General features: G+C 42.0%; 22 protein-coding genes. All 22 read left to right on the forward strand.

Annotated elements, in window-relative coordinates; all coding sequences use genetic code 11:
- The first annotated feature begins 8 nt into the window (after positions 1 to 8).
- The 22 genes from tpiA (at position 9) to rplM (ending at position 21,630) form a co-directional block, all read left to right on the forward strand.
- Positions 9 to 767, forward strand: coding sequence for a triose-phosphate isomerase (gene tpiA, locus P9L93_07110; protein MDP8230852.1), 759 nt, complete (start codon positions 9 to 11; stop codon positions 765 to 767).
- Between the two features lie 9 nt (positions 768 to 776).
- Positions 777 to 1,148 carry a preprotein translocase subunit SecG gene (secG, locus tag P9L93_07115; GenBank protein ID MDP8230853.1) on the forward strand — a complete coding sequence of 124 codons (372 nt, stop codon included), beginning with the start codon at positions 777 to 779 and terminating at the stop codon, positions 1,146 to 1,148.
- 26 nt (positions 1,149 to 1,174) lie between these two features.
- The gene (locus P9L93_07120; protein ID MDP8230854.1) at positions 1,175 to 2,770 is read left to right on the forward strand and encodes a peptide-binding protein; all 1,596 of its coding nucleotides are present in this window, start codon (positions 1,175 to 1,177) and stop codon (positions 2,768 to 2,770) included.
- A 34-nt stretch (positions 2,771 to 2,804) separates the two neighbouring features.
- Positions 2,805 to 3,776 carry an ABC transporter permease gene (locus P9L93_07125; GenBank protein ID MDP8230855.1) on the forward strand — a complete coding sequence of 324 codons (972 nt, stop codon included), beginning with the start codon at positions 2,805 to 2,807 and terminating at the stop codon, positions 3,774 to 3,776.
- Positions 3,769 to 4,563: an ABC transporter permease gene (locus tag P9L93_07130; protein MDP8230856.1), complete on the forward strand. Its 795-nt coding sequence runs from the start codon at positions 3,769 to 3,771 to the stop codon at positions 4,561 to 4,563. The genes P9L93_07125 and P9L93_07130 overlap by 8 nt, the downstream gene beginning before the upstream one ends.
- A gap of 85 nt (positions 4,564 to 4,648) precedes the next feature.
- Entirely contained in the window at positions 4,649 to 5,584 is a 936-nt protein-coding gene (locus P9L93_07135) for an ABC transporter ATP-binding protein (GenBank protein MDP8230857.1), read from the forward strand.
- Positions 5,562 to 6,323 (forward strand): ATP-binding cassette domain-containing protein, encoded by a 762-nt coding sequence (locus P9L93_07140; protein MDP8230858.1) that lies wholly within the window; start codon positions 5,562 to 5,564, stop codon positions 6,321 to 6,323. Before P9L93_07135 ends, P9L93_07140 begins: the two co-directional genes overlap by 23 nt.
- Positions 6,324 to 6,362: 39 nt before the next feature.
- A complete protein-coding gene (glgC, locus tag P9L93_07145; GenBank protein ID MDP8230859.1) occupies positions 6,363 to 7,577 on the forward strand; it encodes a glucose-1-phosphate adenylyltransferase in 1,215 nt (404 codons plus the stop codon).
- A 1-nt stretch (position 7,578) separates the two neighbouring features.
- The gene (locus P9L93_07150; protein ID MDP8230860.1) at positions 7,579 to 8,028 is read left to right on the forward strand and encodes an N-acetyltransferase; all 450 of its coding nucleotides are present in this window, start codon (positions 7,579 to 7,581) and stop codon (positions 8,026 to 8,028) included.
- 101 nt (positions 8,029 to 8,129) lie between these two features.
- Positions 8,130 to 9,428, forward strand: a complete 1,299-nt coding sequence (gene leuC, locus P9L93_07155) for a 3-isopropylmalate dehydratase large subunit (protein MDP8230861.1) — start codon at positions 8,130 to 8,132, stop codon at positions 9,426 to 9,428.
- A complete protein-coding gene (locus P9L93_07160; GenBank protein MDP8230862.1) occupies positions 9,418 to 9,948 on the forward strand; it encodes a 3-isopropylmalate dehydratase small subunit in 531 nt (176 codons plus the stop codon). The genes leuC and P9L93_07160 overlap by 11 nt, the downstream gene beginning before the upstream one ends.
- Entirely contained in the window at positions 9,882 to 10,985 is a 1,104-nt protein-coding gene (locus P9L93_07165) for a 3-isopropylmalate dehydrogenase (protein ID MDP8230863.1), read from the forward strand. Before P9L93_07160 ends, P9L93_07165 begins: the two co-directional genes overlap by 67 nt.
- 8 nt (positions 10,986 to 10,993) lie before the next feature.
- On the forward strand, positions 10,994 to 12,022 hold the full coding sequence (locus tag P9L93_07170; protein ID MDP8230864.1) for an aspartate-semialdehyde dehydrogenase: 1,029 nt from the start codon (positions 10,994 to 10,996) through the stop codon (positions 12,020 to 12,022).
- A 40-nt stretch (positions 12,023 to 12,062) separates the two neighbouring features.
- Positions 12,063 to 12,806, forward strand: a complete 744-nt coding sequence (gene truA / locus P9L93_07175; GenBank protein ID MDP8230865.1) for a tRNA pseudouridine(38-40) synthase TruA — start codon at positions 12,063 to 12,065, stop codon at positions 12,804 to 12,806.
- A 97-nt stretch (positions 12,807 to 12,903) separates the two neighbouring features.
- Positions 12,904 to 13,389 carry a DUF3786 domain-containing protein gene (locus P9L93_07180; GenBank protein ID MDP8230866.1) on the forward strand — a complete coding sequence of 162 codons (486 nt, stop codon included), beginning with the start codon at positions 12,904 to 12,906 and terminating at the stop codon, positions 13,387 to 13,389.
- Positions 13,386 to 14,183 (forward strand): alpha/beta hydrolase, encoded by a 798-nt coding sequence (locus P9L93_07185; protein ID MDP8230867.1) that lies wholly within the window; start codon positions 13,386 to 13,388, stop codon positions 14,181 to 14,183. The genes P9L93_07180 and P9L93_07185 overlap by 4 nt, the downstream gene beginning before the upstream one ends.
- The gene (locus tag P9L93_07190) at positions 14,180 to 15,058 is read left to right on the forward strand and encodes a hypothetical protein (protein MDP8230868.1); all 879 of its coding nucleotides are present in this window, start codon (positions 14,180 to 14,182) and stop codon (positions 15,056 to 15,058) included. The genes P9L93_07185 and P9L93_07190 overlap by 4 nt, the downstream gene beginning before the upstream one ends.
- Positions 15,052 to 17,616: an AMP-binding protein gene (locus P9L93_07195; GenBank protein MDP8230869.1), complete on the forward strand. Its 2,565-nt coding sequence runs from the start codon at positions 15,052 to 15,054 to the stop codon at positions 17,614 to 17,616. Before P9L93_07190 ends, P9L93_07195 begins: the two co-directional genes overlap by 7 nt.
- The gene (locus P9L93_07200) at positions 17,609 to 17,950 is read left to right on the forward strand and encodes a cupin domain-containing protein (protein ID MDP8230870.1); all 342 of its coding nucleotides are present in this window, start codon (positions 17,609 to 17,611) and stop codon (positions 17,948 to 17,950) included. The genes P9L93_07195 and P9L93_07200 overlap by 8 nt, the downstream gene beginning before the upstream one ends.
- Before the next feature lie 282 nt (positions 17,951 to 18,232).
- Positions 18,233 to 19,471 (forward strand): sugar phosphate nucleotidyltransferase, encoded by a 1,239-nt coding sequence (locus P9L93_07205; GenBank protein MDP8230871.1) that lies wholly within the window; start codon positions 18,233 to 18,235, stop codon positions 19,469 to 19,471.
- Positions 19,472 to 19,491: 20 nt separating this feature from the next.
- A complete protein-coding gene (locus tag P9L93_07210) occupies positions 19,492 to 21,051 on the forward strand; it encodes a hypothetical protein (GenBank protein ID MDP8230872.1) in 1,560 nt (519 codons plus the stop codon).
- Between the two features lie 144 nt (positions 21,052 to 21,195).
- Complete coding sequence (gene rplM, locus P9L93_07215) at positions 21,196 to 21,630, forward strand: 50S ribosomal protein L13 (GenBank protein MDP8230873.1); 435 nt, start codon at positions 21,196 to 21,198, stop codon at positions 21,628 to 21,630.
- Positions 21,631 to 21,632: the final 2 nt, after the last annotated feature.

Consider the following 21,632-nt stretch of genomic DNA (forward strand, 5'->3'; position numbering starts at 1 on the left):
AGATATAGATGAGACGACCGATTATTGCTGGAAACTGGAAGATGAATAAGACTGTACAAGAGGCCATGGATGTGGCTGTAGGGTTAAAGAGAAAATTCTATACTTTTTCAGAGGCAGATGTTGTGATATGTCCTCCATTTACAGCGCTCAGTAAAATACATGATGAGATAATAGACTCGAGCATAATGCTGGGGGCGCAGGATATGTATTGGGAGGCAGAGGGTGCTTTTACAGGAGAGATCTCGCCCAATATGCTAAGGGATGCTGGATGCAGATATGTGATCATAGGCCATTCTGAGAGAAGGCATATATTTGGAGAGACAGATGAAGATGTAAATAAAAAGCTCAAGATCGTGCTAAAACATGGCATGGTTCCTATAATGTGTGTTGGCGAAAAGCTTGAGGAACGGGACAATGGCATGACATTTGAAGTATTGGAAAAGCAGCTATCAAGGGGCTTAAAGGATTTTCAGAAGGATGAGGTAATGCGTATTGTCATAGCTTATGAGCCAGTGTGGGCAATTGGCACAGGAAGGACTGCCACGCCGCAGCAGGCGCAGGAGGCGCATAAGTTTATCCGGGATTTTATAGAGCGCACTTATACTAAAGAGGCAGCTGTGAAAGTCAGGATACAGTATGGTGGAAGCGTAAAACCTGATAACATTTCAAATCTTATGTCGCAGGAAGATGTAGATGGCGCGCTGGTGGGCGGCGCAAGCCTTGATGTAAATTCATTCACGGAAATAGTTAAAAACGCTGTTTTATAAGGAGGCAAAATGTACGGAGTGATCATTACTATACATGTAATCGCGAGTATCTTTTTGATACTGGTAATACTCTTGCAGGCGGGAAGAGGCGGAGGTCTGGCTGATTCATTCGGTGGTTCGCAGATGCAGAGCATGTTTGGCACAAAGAGCGCAAATGTACTTTCAAAGCTTACTGCTATATGCGCAGTCGCATTTATAGTAACGTGTCTGACTCTTGCGATTATTTCGAGCCGCAGGTCTAAATCTGTCGTAGATAAGGTTAATATACCTGCGCCTGTGTCAGTACCCCAGCAAACAACAACAGTTGATGTTAGTGTTGCAGAGCCAGAAGCAGAGGCAACTACTATAACTCCAGACCAGACGCAAGAGGAAGCTGAATAAGGTCTAATTTAATTATGCATGAGGACATGCTTAAAATTATAAGGGCCGTCTTTAAAAAGGCGGCCCTTTTGTTTTTATTGTTAGGTCTTTTAGGATTCAGGCCTGATTATGGGGATGCGATCGTGGCTGGCTCCATTGGCGAGCCGCGCACACTCATTCCTATATTAGCGTCTGATTCTGCGTCAGGCGCGATCTGTGGACTTGTATTCAATGGCCTTGTGAAATACGATAAGGATCTGAATTTAGTCGGAGACCTGGCTGAGACATGGGATGTCTCAGAAGACGGGCTTGAGATCACATTTTATTTAAGAAAAGGTGTAAGGTGGCACGACGGCGCGCCTTTTACAGCAAGGGATGTGGAATTTACTTATAAAAGCCTGATCGATCCGAATGTAAGGACAGCGTATAGCGGTGATTTTCAGATGGTTGAGAAATTCGATGTCTTGGATGACTATAGATTAAAGGTCACGTATAAAGAGCCGTTCTCGCCAGGCCTTTCGAGCTGGGGCATGAATATTATGCCGCGACATTTGCTTGAGAAAGAGGATCTAAATAAAACAGAATTTTCAAGATCGCCCATTGGCACAGGGCGATATAAATTTAGTCTCTGGAAAACAGGAGAGAGACTTGAGCTCGTCTCGAATCATGATTATTTTGAAGGGCGGCCGCATATTGATAGATATATTTACAGGATCATACCTGACCAGGCAACCATGTTTCTGGAGCTGCGCTCAGAGGGCGTAGATTATATTGGGCTTACGCCTTTACAATTCAGCCGCCAGACACAGACAAAATTTTTCAAAGAAGATTTTCAAAAGTTTCGCTTTCCGAGTTTTGGTTATACATATCTGGGATACAGTTTAAAGGATCCGAGGTTTCAGGATCTAAAGGTCAGGCAGGCAATAAATTATGCAATAGATAAGGAAGAGATTATTCGCGGCGTACTTCTGGGTCTTGGTAGGGTTGCAACAGGACCTTTTTTGCCAGAGTCATGGGCATACAATAAGGATGTTAAGGCCATAGGTTATAATCCTGATAAGGCGAGGCTGCTTTTGAAGGAAGCTGGGTGGCAGGATAGAGATGGTGACGGGATTTTAGAAAAAGATGGCGGGAAATTTTCATTTACTGTTGTTACAAATCAGGGAAATGAGCAGCGCAGGATGACAGCTGAGATTATTCAGCGCAGGCTCAAAGAAGTAGGCATTGAGCTTAAGATAAAGATAATCGAATGGAGTTCTTTTGTGAGTGAATTTATTGACAAGCGCAGGTTTGAAGCTGTGCTTTTAGGCTGGGGCCTTGGCCAGGACCCTGATATGTATGATATCTGGCATTCGTCAAAGACAAAAGAGGGCGAATTTAATTTTGTTGGGTATGGAAATAAAGAGGTGGATGGGTTGCTTTTAGAAGGCCGCCGCACTTTTGATCAAAACGAACGCGCAAGGATCTATCACAGGATCCATGAGATCCTTTACGAGGAGCAGCCGTATCTATTTTTATACGTTCCAGACAGTCTGCCTATTATTCATGGCAGGTTTAAAGGCATTGAGGTCGGCGCAGCAGGCATTGGCCATAATTTCATAGAGTGGTACGTGTCGAAAAGCGAACAGAAATACATAAGATAGCGCGTTAAAAGCCGAGGTCCAGCCTCGGCAGGATATGATTAAATATATTTTTCGTAGAATAATAGGGCTAATTCCACTTCTCCTGGGTATAACCATAATTACCTTTGCAGTGATACATCTTGCGCCAGGTAAGCCCACTGACATGGAGACGCAATTTAATCCAAAGGTCTCGCTCGAGGCCAGGCAGAGGATGATGACTTTGTATGGGCTGGATAAGCCTATTCATGTGCAGTATACAGATTGGCTCAAAAGGCTTTTGCGATTTGATTTCGGTGTTTCTTTTGTTGATTCAAGGCCAGTCATTAAAAAGATAGGTGAGCGCATACCAGTTACGCTTGGCATAAATCTTGCATCAATGATCTTGATCTTATTGATCGCTATTCCTATAGGCGTGAGCTCTGCAGTAAAAGAGAAAAGTTTCTATGATAGATCAATGACAGTGTTCGTGTTCATTGGTTTTGCCATACCTACTTTCTGGCTGAGCTTGATGCTTATGGATCTTGTAGGTGTGCGGTGGGGGCTTTTGCCTGTCTCAGGCATAAAGTCGTTGGAGTTCGATAAGTTTAATTTTGTTGAGAAGGTGATTGATATTGCGCGGCATTTAATCCTGCCTGTTATTGTTTCAGCATTCGGAGGCCTTGCTGGGATCTCACGATATATGCGCAGTAACATGGTGCATGTCTTGAAACAGGATTATATCAGGACTGCAAGGGCAAAGGGTCTGAAGGAAAAAGATGTGATTTATAAGCACGCTCTAAAGAATGCGCTTTTGCCAGTCGTGACTATTTTAGGATTATCAGTGCCAGGCCTTATAGGCGGCAGTGTTATATTTGAATCGATTTTCAGCATCCCTGGTATGGGCAGACTTTTTTACGAATCAGTAATGGCTCGGGATTATCCTGTGATTATGGGAGTCTTAGTGATTGGCGCAGCACTGACCTTATTAGGAAATCTCCTGGCAGATGTCTCTTACGCAGCAGTTGATCCAAGGATAAAGTATGAATAAATTAATGATTTTTGGAATCGTAATTGTGGCCTTTTTTGCAATAATAGCAATCCTTGCGCCATTTATTGCACCTTATGATCCTGGCAAGATTGATATTGAAAATATTCTTATAGGGCCGTCAAAGGCGCATCTTTTTGGTACTGATAGTCTGGGCAGGGATTTATTTAGCCGCATGGTTTATGGCACGCGCATATCTTTATTGGTCGGCCTGATAGCAGTGGGTATTTCTGCGCTTATTGGAATTTTACTGGGGTCAATCGCAGGCTATTACGGCAGGTGGGTGGATCTCTTGATCATGAGATTTGTAGATATCATGCTTTGTTTCCCAACATTTTTTCTAATATTAGCTGTGATCGCGCTTTTAGAGCCAAGTATAGTGAACATTATGCTTATAATCGGCATTACGAGCTGGATGGGTGTTGCGCGACTCATCAGGGCAGAGATATTGAGTTTAAAGGAAAGGGATTTTATATACGCTGAGAGGGCGATCGGCGCAAGTGACTTCAGGATCATCGTAAAGCACCTGATCCCCAATGCCATGGCGCCTGTACTCGTGAGCATCACCCTTGGCATCGCAGCTGCGATTTTAGTGGAGTCGAGTCTGAGCTTCCTGGGCATAGGCGTGCAGCCACCCACGCCAAGCTGGGGCAACATCTTGAGTGAGGGCAAATCCGTAATGGGCGCAGCCTGGTGGATGATGCTATTCCCAGGCCTGGCGATTTTCATAACAGTGTTAGGCTATAACCTTCTCGGCGAAGGCCTTCGCGAGAAACTTTTAAAGACTTAAGTTGACAGTTTAGCCAGGCTCCTCCTCTGTAGGCCAGGTTTAAACCTGGCCTACAGAGGAGGAGTAAAGTTGAGGAAAAATAGGCATGTTTTTACGGATAGAGGGTTTGAGGGTTGAATATAGTGGGGTAGAGGTTGTGCGAGGACTTGACTTGGATATCCCGAAGGGGGAGTGCGTGGGTCTTGTGGGCGAGTCAGGGTGCGGCAAGACTACTGTTGGACTTGCTATAACTCGGCTGATACCTATTCAGAAAGGCAGGATCTTATTGGAAGACAGAGATGTCATGACTCTAAATCCTGAGGAATTGAGAAAGATCAGAGGCAAGAAGATCTCATATGTATTTCAGGATCCGTTTAGTTCACTCAATCCTGTTTTTACTGTTTATGATCAATTAAAGGAATGCCTGTCTGATGCAGGAAGGATTCCCGAGATTTTAGAAAGTGTCGGACTTGGTAAAATAATCGGCAAAAAGATCTATCCTCATGAACTCTCAGGCGGCATGCAGCAGCGTGTAATGATAGCCATGGCCATTGCGTCAAAGCCGGACCTACTCATCCTGGATGAACCTACAACAGCCCTGGATGTAACTATCCAAAATCAGATACTAGATCTTATAATGGGGCTGAAGAAAAGGATGGGACTTTCTATTTTATTTATTTCGCATGATTTAAAGACAGTCTTCAGGCTTGCTGATAGAGTAGCTGTAATGTATGCAGGTAGAGTTGCGGAACAAGGGCCGAGGGATAAAATAGTTTCATCGCCCAGTCACCCATATACAATGGGTTTAATAGATTCGATCCCGTCTCTTGAGCACAGAAAGAAGAAATTTAATGTGATCGAGGGTAGGACACCTTTATTTTCTGATTTACCACAGGGGTGCAAGTTTTATCCTCGGTGTAAATTTAAAGTAGACAAGTGCGCAAGAGAAGAGCCGCAGCTGGAAAGTATTTCTGAGCAGCATTTCTCGCGCTGTATCAGATCAAAGGAGCTTTTACTGGATGGAGCTAATAAAGGTAAGTAATCTAAAAAAAGTCTTTCCAAAACACAAGGTCGCTGCTGTTGATGGCGTGGATTTTTCTGTGTTTAAAGGTGAGATACTGGGCTTGGTGGGTGAGTCAGGTTGTGGCAAGAGCACACTCGGCCGGTCGATCCTGCGGCTTACAGATGCACAGGAAGGAAGAGTTCTCTATGAAAATGAGGACTTATTAAAGGTATCTAAGTCGCAAATGAGAGGGATGCGAAAGAATCTGCAGATGATATTCCAGGATCCATACACGTCTTTAGATCCACGCATGAGGACAGGAGAGACTCTGGAAGAGGTTCTTATGATTCACGAGAATTTTTCCAGAAAAAAGAGAAAGGCTCGTGTGATAGAGATTTTGGAAATGGTAGGACTTGGCGAAACCTATCTAAAGCGCCTCCCGTCTGAACTTTCTGGCGGAGAGCGCCAGAGGGTCGGCATTGGTAGGGCCCTGGCAACTGACCCTGAGTTCATCATATGCGATGAACCTGTGTCGAGCCTTGATATCTCTATCCAGGCGCAAATCTTGAATCTTTTAATGGATCTTCAAAAGACAAAAAATCTTACATATCTATTTATAAGTCACGATTTAGGAGTAATAGCGTCTATCTGTGACAGGGTTATGGTGATGCAATCAGGAAGATTTGTGGAAACAGGTCTATGCGAGGAGATTTTTAGGGATCCAAAGCACGAATATACCAAGAAATTATTGCATTCTAGTAGTTTGCATTTTGAATAGATTTGTTATATAATATTGCTTCTATAATAGGAGGTTGATTTGGAAAAGGTTCTTACATTTATAATGGCTGGTGGAAAAGGCGAGAGGCTTTCTCCTCTTACAGAAGAGAGGACCAAGCCAGCAGTGCCTTTCGGAGGGGTATATAGGATCATAGATTTTACGCTTTCTAACTGCGTAAACTCTGGATTGCGTAGGATCCATGTGCTTACACAATACAAGTCCTATTCGCTTACAAGACATATCTCTGGAGGATGGAATGTCTTGAATGGCGAGCTGGGAGAATATATAGATATCATACCTGCTCAGCAGCGCCTTGATGAGAGCTGGTATCAGGGTACAGCTGATTCTCTTTACCAAAACATCTATGCCATCGAGGATGAGAAGCCGGATCGCGTTTTAATACTCGCTGGAGACCATGTCTATAAGATGGATTATAAAGACATGCTGGATTTTCATGCGGCCAAAGGCGCGGATGTTACTTTGGGTGTTGTGCAGGTGCCTGCTGAGACGGCGGCCAAGCTTGGTGTGTGCGAGATCAATAGCGAATCGAGGCTGGTAAAATTGACAGAAAAACCCGGCCCTGAGGCAGCTAAATTTAAGGGTTCAAAGGATCTATTTGTGTCAATGGGCATATATGTCTTTAACAGGCTGGTCCTGGAGAATGTTTTATGCGAGGACGCAAAGAATAAAAAATCCTCGCATGATTTTGCCAAAGACATTATACCTATTATGCTCAAGAAATATAAGATCTACACTTATAATTTCGCGCATAAAGAAGAAAATGAACCAAAATACTGGCGCGATGTCGGAGACATAGATGCATATTACGAGGCCAATATGGAGCTCGTGAAGATCCTGCCGCGTTTTAATCTTTATGACAAGGATTGGCCGTTCAGGACTTACCAGAAACAGTTCGGCCCGTCCAAAACTGTGTTTGCGCAAGGTAATGAAAAAAGGATAGGCATGGCATTGAATTCACTAGTCTGCAATGGTTGCGTAATAAGCGGCGGTAAGGTCAATTCGAGTATTCTTTCACCTAATGTCAGGATAAACAGTTTTTCAGAAGTGGTGGATTCTATTCTTATGGAAGGTGTGGAGATAGGTAGGCATGCTAAAGTCAAGCGGACGATCATTGATAAATATGTTAAGATCCCGCAGAAGATGGAAATAGGTTTTGACCTGGAAAAAGATAAGAAGAGATTTACTGTTACGGATTCAGGCATAGTCGTCATACCAAAAGGTACGGTATTGTGAGATGATAAGAAAAGCTGTCATAAATGACGTAAAAGAGATACAGGAGCTTATAAACTTCTACGCAAAAAAGGACAAGATGCTCCCGCGTTCTGTAAATGAGCTCTATGAGAATCTCAGGGATTTTTTTGTATACGAGAAGAATGGAAAGGTCGCAGGCTGCGTGGCGCTTCATATCAGCTGGGAAGACCTTGCTGAAATAAAATCCCTTGCTGTAGTAGAGTCAAAGCAGAAACAGAAAATAGGCACAGCCCTGGTTGATGCGGGCCTTGAAGATGCTAAAAAATTAAAGGTAAAGCGCGTATTCGCACTTACGTATGTACCTAAATTTTTTGAGAAACTTGGGTTTAAGAAGGTAGAGCATTCAGAATTGCCACATAAGATCTGGTCAGAGTGCATCAGGTGCGTGAAATTTCCAGATTGCGAAGAGACGGCGTTGGTAAAAGATATTTAAAGGCAAAGGCCTTTGCGACAAATATGTAGGTCACACAATAGCAGCTTATAGCAGCTGTAGGGCACACTTCAGTGTGCCAAAGATATTTAAAATTTCATATTATGTCATATACAATTACTGAAAAAATATTACTGAAGCATACTGACAAGAAATCTATCGTGCCTGGGGATTTTATCTACGCAGAGATTGATATGGCGCTTGGGAATGATATTACCGCGCCTATTGCCATAAAGGAATTCGAGTCTGCCGGAGCCAGGAAAGTTTTTAACAGAAAAAAGATCGCGCTTGTACCTGATCACTTTACGCCTGCCAAGGATAAGAAGAGCGCGGACCAGGCAAAGATCCTTAAGGAATTTGCCAGAAAGCATAATATAGAGAACTATTTTGAAATAGGCCGCATGGGTGTGGAGCACGTGCTTTTGCCAGAGCAGGGACTTGTCGGGCCGGGCCAACTCATTATAGGTGCTGATTCTCATACCTGTACGTATGGAGCACTTGGCGCATTCTCAACAGGTGTTGGCTCTACGGATCTTGCAGCAGGTTTCATAACAGGACGCGTATGGTTAAAGGTGCCTGAGAGCATGAAATTTATTTATTATGGCAAGCCTGGAAAATGGACAGGCGGCAAGGATTTTATTTTACACACTATTGGAGATATTGGCGTAGATGGCGCATTGTACAGGGCCATGGAATTTACAGGCGAGGCCATACGAAGGCTACCAATGGATGATAGATTTGCGATGTGTAACATGGCGATCGAGGCTGGTGGGAAGTCTGGGATTATTGAGGCGGATGATGCGACTATTAAATATTGCCTAGCGTCAGGGACAAGGGACCCCATACGAAAATCAAAGATTTCGTACGGGGCAGGCATGGGACAAGGGACAAGGAGTGATAAAGACGCCAGGTATTGTGAGACGCGGGAATATGATGTTAGTAAGATCGAGCCGCAGGTTTCTGCGCCGCATTTGCCTAGCAATGCCGGGGCTGTGAGCAAGTTTAAGAAAATAAATATAGATCAGTCAGTGATCGGCTCATGCACAAATGGCAGGATAAGTGATCTGAGGATAGCTGCAAAGATCTTGAAAGGCAAAAAGGTTGATTCAGGAGTCAGGCTGATAATCATACCGGCTACACAAAAGATATATGTACAGGCAATGGAAGAAGGCCTTGCAGATATCTTTATTGATTCAGGCGGTGTTTTTTCAACGCCCAGCTGTGGGCCATGTCTTGGCGGACACTTGGGTATTTTAGCAAAAGGCGAACGCGCAATCGCCACCACGAACAGAAACTTCCGCGGCAGAATGGGGCATCCTGAGAGCGAAGTCTATCTCTCGAACCCAGCTGTAGCTGCGGCCAGCGCAATAAAAGGAAGGATAGCTCATCCTGATGAAATTTAAAGGTAAGGTCTGGAAATTCGACAACGATGTAAATACAGATGAGATCATACCCGCTCGTTTTCTCAACACGCAGGACCCTAAAGAGCTTGGAGAACATTGTATGGAAGACATTGATGCGGGTTTTTCCAAAAAGGTCTCTAAGGGCGATATAATCGTAGCAGGCAAAAACTTTGGTTGTGGTTCTTCAAGAGAGCACGCGCAGATCTCTATAAAAGGCGCAGGCGTATCATGTGTGATAGCAGAGAGTTTTGCCAGGATCTTTTACAGAAACGCGATCAATGTGGGACTTCCGATAATTGAAATAAAAGATACAGCAGATATAAAAGAAGGAGACTACCTGGAGGTAGACTTAGATAAAGGCACAGTTTTAAATCTAACAGAAGACAAGCAATATGAAACTCAACCGCTTTCCGGATTTATACAGGAAATAATTTCATCAGGCGGGCTTCTAAAATGGATCCGCCTTCGCCAAGGCTTCGGCGGACAGGTAAAAAGGAGGGGTTCCAAGTGCATAAAATAGCAGTTCTCCCAGGAGATGGAACAGGGCCAGAGGTTATCAGAGAAGGATTAAAGGTTTTGAAGGCAGTAGCTGAGAAAACAGGTTTTAAATACGAGACCGTAGAATATGATCTGGGCGGAGACAGGTACTTAAAGACCAAAGAGCTCGTGCCTGATTCTGTTTTAAAGGAGCTTTCTAAGGTAGACGGCATATATCTCGGCGCAATAGGCCATCCTGGGGTAAAGCCAGGTATCCTGGAACAGGGAATTCTTTTAAAACTCAGGTTTCATTTTGACCAATATATAAACTTAAGGCCAGTAAAACTCTATCCAGGTGTGTGGACGCCTGTGAAAGACAAAGGCCCTGAGGATATAGACTTTGTAGTGGTAAGAGAAAATACAGAAGGGCTATATAAGGGGCTCGGCGAATTCAAGAATAAAGGCACAAAGGATGAAGTCGCGCTCCAGATATCTCATAATACAAGAAAAGGTGTTGAGCGCTGTCTCAGATTTGCGTTTGAATATGCGAAAAAGAGAAATAAGAGGAAGCAGCTTACACTTTGCGGTAAGACAAATGTTTTAACATATGCATGGGATCTGTGGCAGAGGACGTTTGATGACGTAGCAAAGGAATATAAGGATGTAAAGACAGACTATACGCATGTAGACGCAACATGCATGTGGATGATAAAAAACCCCGAGTGGTTTGATGTTATTGTGACAGATAATATGTTCGGCGACATTATTACTGACTTGGGCGCAATGATCCAGGGCGGCATGGGTATTGCTGCAGGTGGGAATATAAATCCGGAGGGCATCTCCATGTTCGAACCAATAGGCGGCTCAGCGCCAAAATACACTGGCAAGAACGTGATCAATCCGCTCGCAGCTATCTGCGCAGGTGGCATGATGCTCGAGTATCTGGGCGAAGAAAAAGCAGCAGCCATGATCGAGAAATCAGTAATGAAAGTAACAGGAGAAAAGCTAAAAAGCCTTTCAGCGGGAAAGATGGGATACTCGACTAGCGAAGTAGGCGACCTAGTCGTTCAAAACCTATAGAGGTAATTATGTCTAAAAAATATAATGTTGCAATAGTCGGAGCTACTGGGGTAGTGGGTAGCGAGTTTATAAAGGTATTGGAAGAGAGACGGTTTCCTGTTAAGGAGATTCGTTTGCTGGCATCTGGCCGCTCAAAAGGCAAGATGCTAAAGTTTTATGGAAAGGATTATGAGGTACAGGAGCTTACCAGGGATTCCTTTAAAGGCATTGAGGTCGCACTGTTTTCAGCAGGAGGAGGCATAAGTAAGGAATTTGCGCCTATTGCTGCAAAAGCAGGAGCGATTGTAGTAGATAATTCCAGTGCATGGAGAATGGATCCGGAGGTGCCACTAGTAGTTCCTGAGGTAAATCCTGGCGCAATAAAGAGACACAAGGGTATTATTGCAAATCCAAATTGCTCGACTATACAGATGGTAGTTGTCTTAAAGCCGATTCACGACGCTGCAAAGATAAAACGCGTAGTTGTATCCAGCTACCAGTCTGTATCTGGATGGGGCAAAGAGGCGGTAGATCAGCTTGATGCGGAGATAGAATCATACGTTAGCAACAAGCAACAAGCAACAAGCAACAGGGGGAGTAAAATAAAGCGAGTGTTGCCGGCGCAGATCGCGTTTAATGTGATTCCGCATATAGATGTATTCTTGCCAAATAGATACACCAAAGAAGAGATGAAGATGGTAAATGAGACTCAGAAGATCATGGAAGATACCAGCATCAAAGTCACTGCGACCTGCGTACGAGTGCCAGTAGTGATCTCACATGCAGAGGCAGTCAATGTTGAGACTGAGAAAAAATTAAGCGCGGACGAGGCTACCGAGATCCTGAAAAAGGCACCTGGCGTTGAGGTAATAGACGATATATCAAAAGAAAAATACCCCCTTCCTATAGATGCCGCAGGAAAAGATCCAAGTTATGTTGGCAGGATTCGCGAAGATGAATCCATAAAGAACGGTCTTAATCTCTGGATTGTCAGCGACAATCTGCGCAAGGGCGCAGCGCTAAACGCAGTCCAAATCGCCGAGCTCTTGATAGCTTGAGAAAAAGCCGAGGCTGGACCTCGGCTTTTTTGATAATCTAATGGTACGCAATATCCGACTCATAATCGAATACGACGGCACAAGGTTTTGTGGCTGGCAGGCGCAGCGCAAGCGCAAGAGAAAGACAGTGCAGGAAGAGATCGAAAAGGCAGGGAAAAGACTTTTCGGAAAAAAGATTAGTTTAATAGGCTCTGGACGTACAGATTCTGGCGTGCATGCACAAGCCCAGATAGCAAATTTCAGGATAGATTCAAACCTACCTCTGCGTAATATCAAAAAAGGTCTAAATAGCCATCTCCCTAAAGACATCGCGATCCTTTTAGCTGAAGAAGTAAAGCCAAATTTCCACGCTAGGTTCAATGCAAAAGAAAAACTTTACAAATATACAATCATAAATAGAAAAGTCCGCTCGCCTTTATTGAATAGACATGCAGCATTAGTTTTTTATAATCTGGATCTAAAAGCAATGCGAAAGGGCGCTGGCTATTTAATCGGCAAGAAAAACTTTAAATCATTCCAGACATCTGACAAAAAAGAAAAAGATCCTGTAAGAAAAATTACAAGACTCAGCATCACAGGCAAGCTGCCTTTAATAGAGATATATATCCAGGCAAACGGGTTTCTCTATAATATGGTCCGTAATATTGTGGGCACATTGATAGATGTGGGTAGAGGCAGGACAAAACCAGAGGCAGTTAAGGAGATTTTGAAAAAGCGGCATCGCGTATCAGCTGGCCAAACTGCCCCTGCAAAGGGGCTGTGTTTAGTTGAGGTGTTTTACTAAAGCCCCTTACCCAACCCTCTCCTCTGTAGGCCGGGTTTAAACCCGGCCTACAGAGGTGGTGTAGGGAGAGGGAGAAAGGGTGAGGAGAGTATATGACATGGGCTACAAAGTCGCTTTAGAAAAATCATGGGAAGTGCTTCAGGAATCTGGGAAGAAAAGTGTAAGATTCCTAAACGACGAGTACGAAGTGGACTTTTCTAAAAAATCAGTCCTTTCATTGTCCTCTCATGTTGAGGCAAAGGAATATTATAAGATTTTAATCCTTCATTACCTTGCAAATGAACACAAGGTTTCAAATATTGAGAATGATAAGTGGATTTCTTTCAAAGAATTAGAAGGCGGCAAGGAGTATTTTTCAGCATTTCGTAACAGGGCGATAGAACCTATCCTGAGAAAATATGGAGATAGTTCTAAAGATGTATCTATCCAGATTTTTCCTAAGATAAATGTCCAGGTTAAGGTCTGGGCAAAGGACGAGGAGTTTGACGCAGATTGTAATATGCTATTTAACGAGAGCATTAAAGAGATCCTTCCAACAGAAGACGTAGCTGTTCTTGGCGGTATAGTAGCTTCGCAAATATGATGAAAAACATTATCTATATAATAATCGCTGTAGTCTTTATATTTGGATATATACGCTATTTTGAATATAAGTCGCTTTATTTTCCAATGAAGGAGATAGAGATCACGCCAAGCGCTGTGGGGCTTAGCTATGAGGATGTGTATTTCCAGGCTGAGGATGGTGTTAAGATTAATGCATGGTTTATACCAGCAAAGGATTCGAGGTTTACTCTGCTATTTTCGCATGGCAATGGCGGCAATATAAGCCACAGGGTAGAGAAGATTTTATTTTTAAATGGGTTGGGCCTGGATGTCTTTATCTTTGACTATCGTGGATATGGGAAAAGTTCTGGCAGGCCATCTGAAAAGGGATTTTATAAGGATATGGATGCAGCGTATGATTGTCTGGTGACTAAGAGAAAAATTTCACCGGAACGTATCATACCTTATGGTGAGTCTTTAGGCGGCCCAGTAGCGCTTGAACTTGCTCGAAAGAAAGAGGTAAGGGCCGTGATTACAGAATCCACGTTTAGCTCTACTATGGATATGGCAAAGGCGCTTTATCCAATATTCCCAAGTTTTCTCATGGCAGAAAGATTCGATTCGCTAGCTAAGATCAAAGACGTAAAAGTACCCAAACTCATTATCCACAGCAAAAACGACGACATCGTACCATTTAGCCTCTCTCTAAAACTCTTTAACTCCGCCCCAGACCCCAAAACCCACCTAATCCTAATAGGCAGCCATAACAGCGCTTACGTGGATTCAAAAGACGTATACCTATCAGGAATTAGTGAATTTTTGAGAGGCTTATGAAAACCAAAGTTTACTACGAGGTGGATCCGCATAATAGGCTTGTTATTAAGAGCCCGTCGAAGAAGTCTAATGTAAAGAAGTTTCGCAGGGTTGTTGAAGGCCGGTTTAGGGCAGATGGGAAAAATCGGCTGTATTACGAGGTTTTTAAATCTTCCAAGAGTGACACTCCTCAAAAGATAAAATTTTCTGGCAAATATTCTCTGGATAAAAAGCATAATCTTATTTATACGTTAGATAAGTGGAGTAATCAGTGTGAGGGCAATCGACTTAGGTTAAAGACGAAACTTCTGGATGCTGGAAAGAATGAGATCATGTTTTTAGTTCAGTCTCGAGATCCTTCTAAGGGTAAGAGGCGTATTTATACAATGAAGCTGCATGGCAAATGGCAGGCAGATAAGAATAATAGGCTTTGTTTTGGGATAGAAAAGACCAGGAATAAATTAACCTTATCAAATGCATGGCAGATAAACAAGAACAATGAGATAGTCTATAAATATGGCAGACAGCCAGAGGCTATTGTGTTAAAAGGTAAATGGCAGATAAGGAAAAAACATAGATTGGGATATGTCTTGGAGAAAAGACTCGATTCTGGATTTAACTTCAGGACATCGCTTGGCCAGATAGTGCCAAAGAAAAAAAAGACATACCTAAAGTTCGATGTTATTATAGATATAACAAAGAGGAAGAGGATAAAAAGAAAAATTACTTTTTGCGGTACGTGCAAGCTTACTAAAGATGGAAGGATTTTATTAGAAATGTCTCCTGGTAAAGAAAAGAAACTTAGCCTGAAATTAACAAAGCGCATGGCCTATATTGAGTCTTTTATTAAAGGCAGGGAAAGATATTTAGGCGGAGGTATTGCTTTTAGATGGTAGAGTATAGTTTAATCAAAAATTTTGATAACTCAGTAGAGCAGTTTAAGGATAAGGTTGCTATTTTATCTGGTTCAACGTCACTGACTTATGCAGAGCTTGGCGAGAAGATAAAAAATACCGCATGTTACATATCTTCATTAGGCATTGAAAAAGGTGACAGGGTTGCGATCATTCTTGATAATGGGCCAGAGTTTGCGAGCGTATTTTTTGCATTGGCTTATATAGGCGCGGTCGCGGTTCCTCTTGATCCAAGGATGACAGAGAAGGATGTAGCAAACATCATGTCTGACTCTGGCGCAAAGATCCTTCTTACAATTGATAAAATAAAAGAACTAGACCCACCGCAAGTTTTTGAGAAAGCCATAGTAGAACCAGACGACCTTATAGTGCTGCTTTACACCTCTGGCACCACAGACCTTCCAAAAGGTGTAATGCTCACGCATAAGAATCTGTGCTCGAATTTTAATTCTTTGAGGAAGATGAAGATCTTTACGCCAAAGGATACGATATTATCAATTCTCCCGCTTTACCATTCCTATTCACTCATGACTACGCTTATCGCGCCTCTTTTTTCAGGTTCAAAGATCGTGTATGTCTCTAGTGACTGGCCAGAGAAATTAGCTGACTATATAAAGGAAGCTGGAACAACCGTATTTATAGGTGTACCGCAGATTTATCACATGATGCATTCGCGCATGATTAAAAAGCTTAGCAGTATAGAAGGCCTTAAGGGGCTATTTGTAAAATCAGTAATAGCTCTTGGCCTTACAAAGGTACTTTTGCCCAAGGTCAAAAACGCCTTTGGAAAAAGGCTTCGCTTTTTTATAAGCGGCGGCGCAAAGCTGGATGCTACAGTGGCAAGGGATTTTTTCAAGCTTGGCTTTAAGATATTGGAAGGCTATGGCCTGACTGAAACTTCTCCTGTTGCAAGTATAAATCCAGTGAAAAGGCCAAAGATAGGGTCGATTGGCACGCCTGTTCCTGATGTAAGGATGAGGATCTTGAATCCAGATTCCAGCGGCGTAGGCGAGATCGTGATCCAGGGCCCAAATGTCATGAAAGGCTACTATAAGAATGAGGAAAAGACAAAAGAGGTGCTTAAGAATAACTGGTTTTATTCAGGCGACCTGGGATACAAGAATAGAGATGGATATTTTTATATTACAGGCAGGTCTAAAGAGGTGATAGTACTTAGCTCAGGCAAGAATATCTATCCTGAGGAGATTGAAAAGCATTATTCGAATACGTCCTACATAAAAGAAATGTGTGTTATAGGCGTATTAAAGGGAAAAGGCAATAGTAAGCTTGAATATCTGCATGCGATTGTTGTACCAGACCTTGAGTTTTTTAAAGAGCGCGGCGAAATGAATGTGAATCAAGTGTTAAAGGCCACATTTGATAATCTCTCTAAAGACATACCTGGCTATAGGCATATCATGGGATTTACTGTGACAAAAGAGGCTCTGTCGCGTACTGTGCTGGGCAAGCTCAAGCGATATGAGATCGAGAAAAAATTCCTTCCTGTTATTTTAGAAGAGACAGAGGAAGAAAAAGCTGTGAGTCCAGAAGATCAGGCTTTGCTTCAATCTGATACAGCGAAAAGGCTAATAGCGTGCATAAAGGATGCGCTTGAGATAAAAGGGGATGCGCATCTTAATGACAGTATTGAGCTTGATCTGGGAGTGGATTCACTTACCAGGGTAGAGCTTGTTCTGGCTGTTGAGAAGTGTTTTAACATAGAGATATCGGATGAGATGATCGCGGCGGGGATATTTACGGTTAAGGATATTCTTACGAAAGTTGAAGAACTCTTGGCAAGTGACAAGCGACAAGTGACAAGCGACAAGGGCGTGGAAAGAGCTATTCACTGGGCTGGGATTTTGAAGCAGGAATTGGCAAAGGATTTTCAGGACAAGATATCGTTGGAGTTGAGCTGGATAGATTATGTGTTTACTTTTATAATTAAAGGGTGCGTTGGTTTATTTTTCAGGATTTTTTATAGGCTCAAGGTAGAAGGCGCGGAAAAGATACCTAAGAAAGGGCCTTATGTTTTATGTGTGAATCATACTAGTTTCCTGGACGGGTTTATTGTACTATCTGGTGTGCCGCTTAGGACAGAACTTGAGTTATTCTTTATTGGATTCAGGAGATATTTTATAGTGCCTATCATAAGGAATCTTGTAAGGCGCTCAAGGATCATTCCTGTAGATGCCACGCAGATCATAGAGGCAATGCAAGGCTCTGCGTATATCCTGAAGCACAATAAGGCCCTCTGTATATTCCCTGAGGGAGAGCGTTCTATTGACGGCGAGGTAAAGGAATTCAAGAAAGGTATTGGCATAATTGCAAAAGAACTAAATGCGCCACTTGTACCGGTTTATATCAATGGCGCTTTCAAAGCCTGGCCCAGGACACAGAAATTTCCAAAACTACACCCTATTAGCATAAAATTTGGCAGTCCTGTTGCACCTGATGTGTTAGCCAAGAAAGGCGACGCAAAAGACGAACACGAAGCAATTGCTGCAGGTATAAGAGGAGAGGTAATTAACCTTGGGTAACTTCGTAAGTTGTCCATTTGGACAACTTACGAAGTTACCCAAGGTAGAACAGGGGGATTGTATGAGCAAAGTAACAGTTAAAAAGCCCACCAAGGAAGAGCTGCAGAAGTTAGGCGTGGACAAATGGCCTACATGGACGAGTGAGGTAAAGAAATTTGACTGGGAATATAGCGACAACGAGACATTTTATGTGCACGAAGGCAAGGTAAAGGTAATCATAACTGACGGCCAGGAAGTCGAATTCGGCAAAGGCGACCTCGTAACATTCCCCAAAGGCGTAAAATGCACATGGGACGTAAAAGAATCTATCCGTAAGGTCTATAATTTCGGATAAGTTAACCCCATTCCAAATTCTGAGTGACGCGTAATTTATTTTTTGGAACTACTTGCGTGCAATTCTTAAAGATTATTTGATGATCTTTAAGAATTTGGAACGGGGTTCAATTCGTACAGTGAGTTACGAAAATCAGAGATTTCCGTAACTCAGGTGCTCATTGAAATGCACCTGGGATGTAAAGCAACCCATCCGCAAAGTCTATAACTTTGGATAACTTTACATTTTAGGTCTTGCTTTAAATGTAAAGTTATGTTATAATCTTTTTGAGTGCAAGGAGATATGGCCATGGAAGCATGGTCATATTGTGTCTGGGTTATGATGGGAATTAGAAAAGTTTATTATATAGCAGTAATATTGATGCTAATACTAATGTTAACATCAGGTGATGCGGTCTGTCTAGGCTCCCTCAGGCCATACATGCAGCTTGAAAAAGGTAAGAACAAAGAAATTAATCTAGATAAAGTTTCTTTGAGCGAGACAGAAGAGGTCGTTGAGGAATTTGACAATTTAGTTAGACTTAATATGAACTTTGAACCGGATAATGAAAAGCAGGATTATGGCAGCAAACCTCGATCAATGTTAATTCAACTTGTCAATGATTGGAGGAATTGGGAGTCAAATGAGAGACGTATTTTGGATTTATCATGTCATTTGTTGGGGATAGAAAATATTTTAGAATTCAAAACTATCAGACCCATTAAACCCATTATCCTTGCCGGTGGAAGAGGGTCAAGAGCAAATAATAAAGCCAAAGTTTTAGAGAGAGTCGACGGAAAGTCGACCATAATGCATATTTTAAATAATATTTTAATCCTAAAAAAGAGCAACCTGGGATTTCAGATCGAAATAGAGAAACCTCTAATTGTGGTTAACTATGAAAATGCAGAGTTAATAGCAAATGCTTTAAAGGGTTATGAAGTTGAATATTTTATAGAAGAGAAGCCACTTGGCACAGGTAAAGGCGTATTAGAGACAGAAGAGCTTACGAGAGATTTTAAAGGCGATGTCTTAGTTTATTTAGGTGCCAGACCATGTGTATATACACCTAGTATTTTAAAGAGCATTCTTATACATCAGGCTATAGAATTTTCTTCCATGACGCTTATCACAACTGTAGTAAAAAAACCTTATGCACCGCTTGTAAGGGATCCAGAAAATAGTTTTGTGATTGATAGTGTAGAGACACACTTGGAAAAAGCGAAAGCACCTCCTATAGGCGAGAGCAATATAGGTGTTTATCTTGTAAGGAAGCAGGATCTATATTGGCCGTTACATGAAGCACATAATGAATTATATAATGCTGCTGATAATACTTACAAGTGGCCGGGAGAGCTAGGATTTGTCAATCAGATGGTACGCAGGTTAGCTGCAGAAGATAGACTAGTAATCAGTTTACCCTTGGCTAATACTGAAGAGGGGTCCGGTATTAGATTCGCAGGTGATAGTCATGCAATGCACATATCAAGAGAACATTTATTAACATCCATTAAAAGCATTGCTCCGCGGTATGGATTATAGAAAAACCTGGGAGCCATTTTATGATAACTATTAGAAAAGTTTATTATATAGGACTAATATTTACGCTAATAGCAATGTTAGCGGCAGGTGATGTGGTCTGCGCCCAAGACCTGCTCAGGCCGTATATGCAGCTTGAAGCAAAAACAAAGAAGCCCAACAGGCGGCAGAGGATTTTGGGGGAGAATGAGAAAGAGGTTGAGTATTTAGGGAAGATAGCAACTGCAGCTAGTAGGGGTGAAAATGCGCTGGAGGGAAAAGCAAGGATGTTGTTTGAGAGATTGACTGAAGATCCTGAGTCTGATTTGCTGGATACAGTAGAATTCGATAAAAGATTTATTACTTGGTTTTATGCTGTATTTAATCCTTATGAGCCAACAAAAGTGGCAAAGGAATATTTAGAAAAATATCCCGGCATATTTAATCAGAGTTACGATAATGATGTCGCCAAGATAAAAAGTTTATTTAAAAGAATATTTCATGCTGCAGCATTAAAGGAATTAGACTTGTCAAAGAAAAATATCAAAGAATTAGAGCAATATATGATTCTACATAGTGATTCTCTGTCAATGAGAGGTGAAAAAATAGAGAAAATGTCCAAGTTGCTTAAAACAGGCAAGCCTAAATCCCATAAAGAGATTTTTTATAAATATTGTAGTATCATTTATCGTTTTTATGAAGAGACCTGTACATGGAATAAGGAGATTTCAGGGCCAGCTGATTTTGATCGATATGGTGATGAATATGGATTAAATGGAGGATTGCCGTACCTTGCTTTTATGGAAAGATATAGAAAAGAGCATAATTTAATGGAGATTCATCGCTGGCTAGAAATTGGCAAAGCAAGATATTGTATACTTAATAATAATATTCCCATGGTAATTGAAATATTTGAAAGACTATCTGAGGCTTGTGAGTACGATGTCAATTCCCCTATCCGCCAGACGCTTTTGTGGACGTATAAAAACGGCCTGCCTGGCCTTGGCCAGATAGTGGAAGAGCTGGGTATGGATGGGATTTGTGTTGAGGAAATAGGTATGCTTATGGAGCAGCTTTCGGATTTTTTAGATAATAAGGAAGAACTGGTTGATATGCCAGAACCCATATATGATGTATTAATAAAGGGACACTTAGGCAGACTAATAGAAGTAGAGAGTTTGAATGTCGTAGGTATTACAGCATTAAAGCAGACAAAAAATCACCTTAAAAGTGTTATTATGGATGAATACTTGACTGAAAAGGAAAAGCTTTCTATTATTAATGACTGGATTTCTGGCCTAAAGATAGCTTTTAGAGACTATAGAAATATAGTAAAAGTATTTTTAAACACGAATGTGCTTTTAAAATGGGCAAAGTTATTGGCAGAAAGCAAAAACGAAGATAAAAATAAAACCGCTCAAATGCTTAAAGATGAAGATTTCAGGAATAGGTTTATGCGGATTATGAGTGAATATCTACAACTGGTTAATCACGTACAGCAAAGTTTTAATGAAATCATCCCCTATTTCCAAATGCGCTTGGAGATGGAGCAAGGGGTGGGGGAGGTTTTGGAGTCTAATGGGGCTGTGGAGGTGGCGATTTAAGATAGGTCCCCGCTTTCGCGGGGATGACAACTGGTTAACTTTACACTTTTGTGACACACAGAAAAGTGTCAAGTTAAGTCGAATATTTCGCTTGACAGAGGTGGGTTTTATGGTATAATTCAAGTTTCTAAATAAAGGTGGATTATGGATACGGTTATGTTAAATAAGAAGGATGTTGTGAGAAAGTGGTATGTTATCGACGCTAATGGTAAGATTCTGGGTAGATTAGCTGTTGAGATAGCGCTTATTTTGAGCGGCAAGCGCAAGAATAACTATACACCGCATGTGGATAATGGTGACTTTGTGGTTGTGCTGAACGCGGGCAAGGTAGCTGTTACAGGCGCTAAGCTTGAGAACAAGACATATAAGCGTTACTCAGGATATCCGAGCGGTCTAAAGATAAAGAACTTAGAGACAGTTTTAAGGACAAAGCCTACTGAGGCATTGCATCATGCAGTAAAGGGTATGTTACCTAAGAATAAGCTGGGCTCAAGGATGATCACAAGGCTCAAGCTTTACGCAGGTTCAGAGCACGAACATCAGGCTCAGAATCCTGAGAAGTTAGAGATAAAAGGATAAAT

This window comes from Candidatus Gorgyraea atricola (genome assembly GCA_030765235.1).
Classification (GTDB): domain Bacteria; phylum Omnitrophota; class Gorgyraeia; order Gorgyraeales; family Gorgyraeaceae; genus Gorgyraea; species Gorgyraea atricola.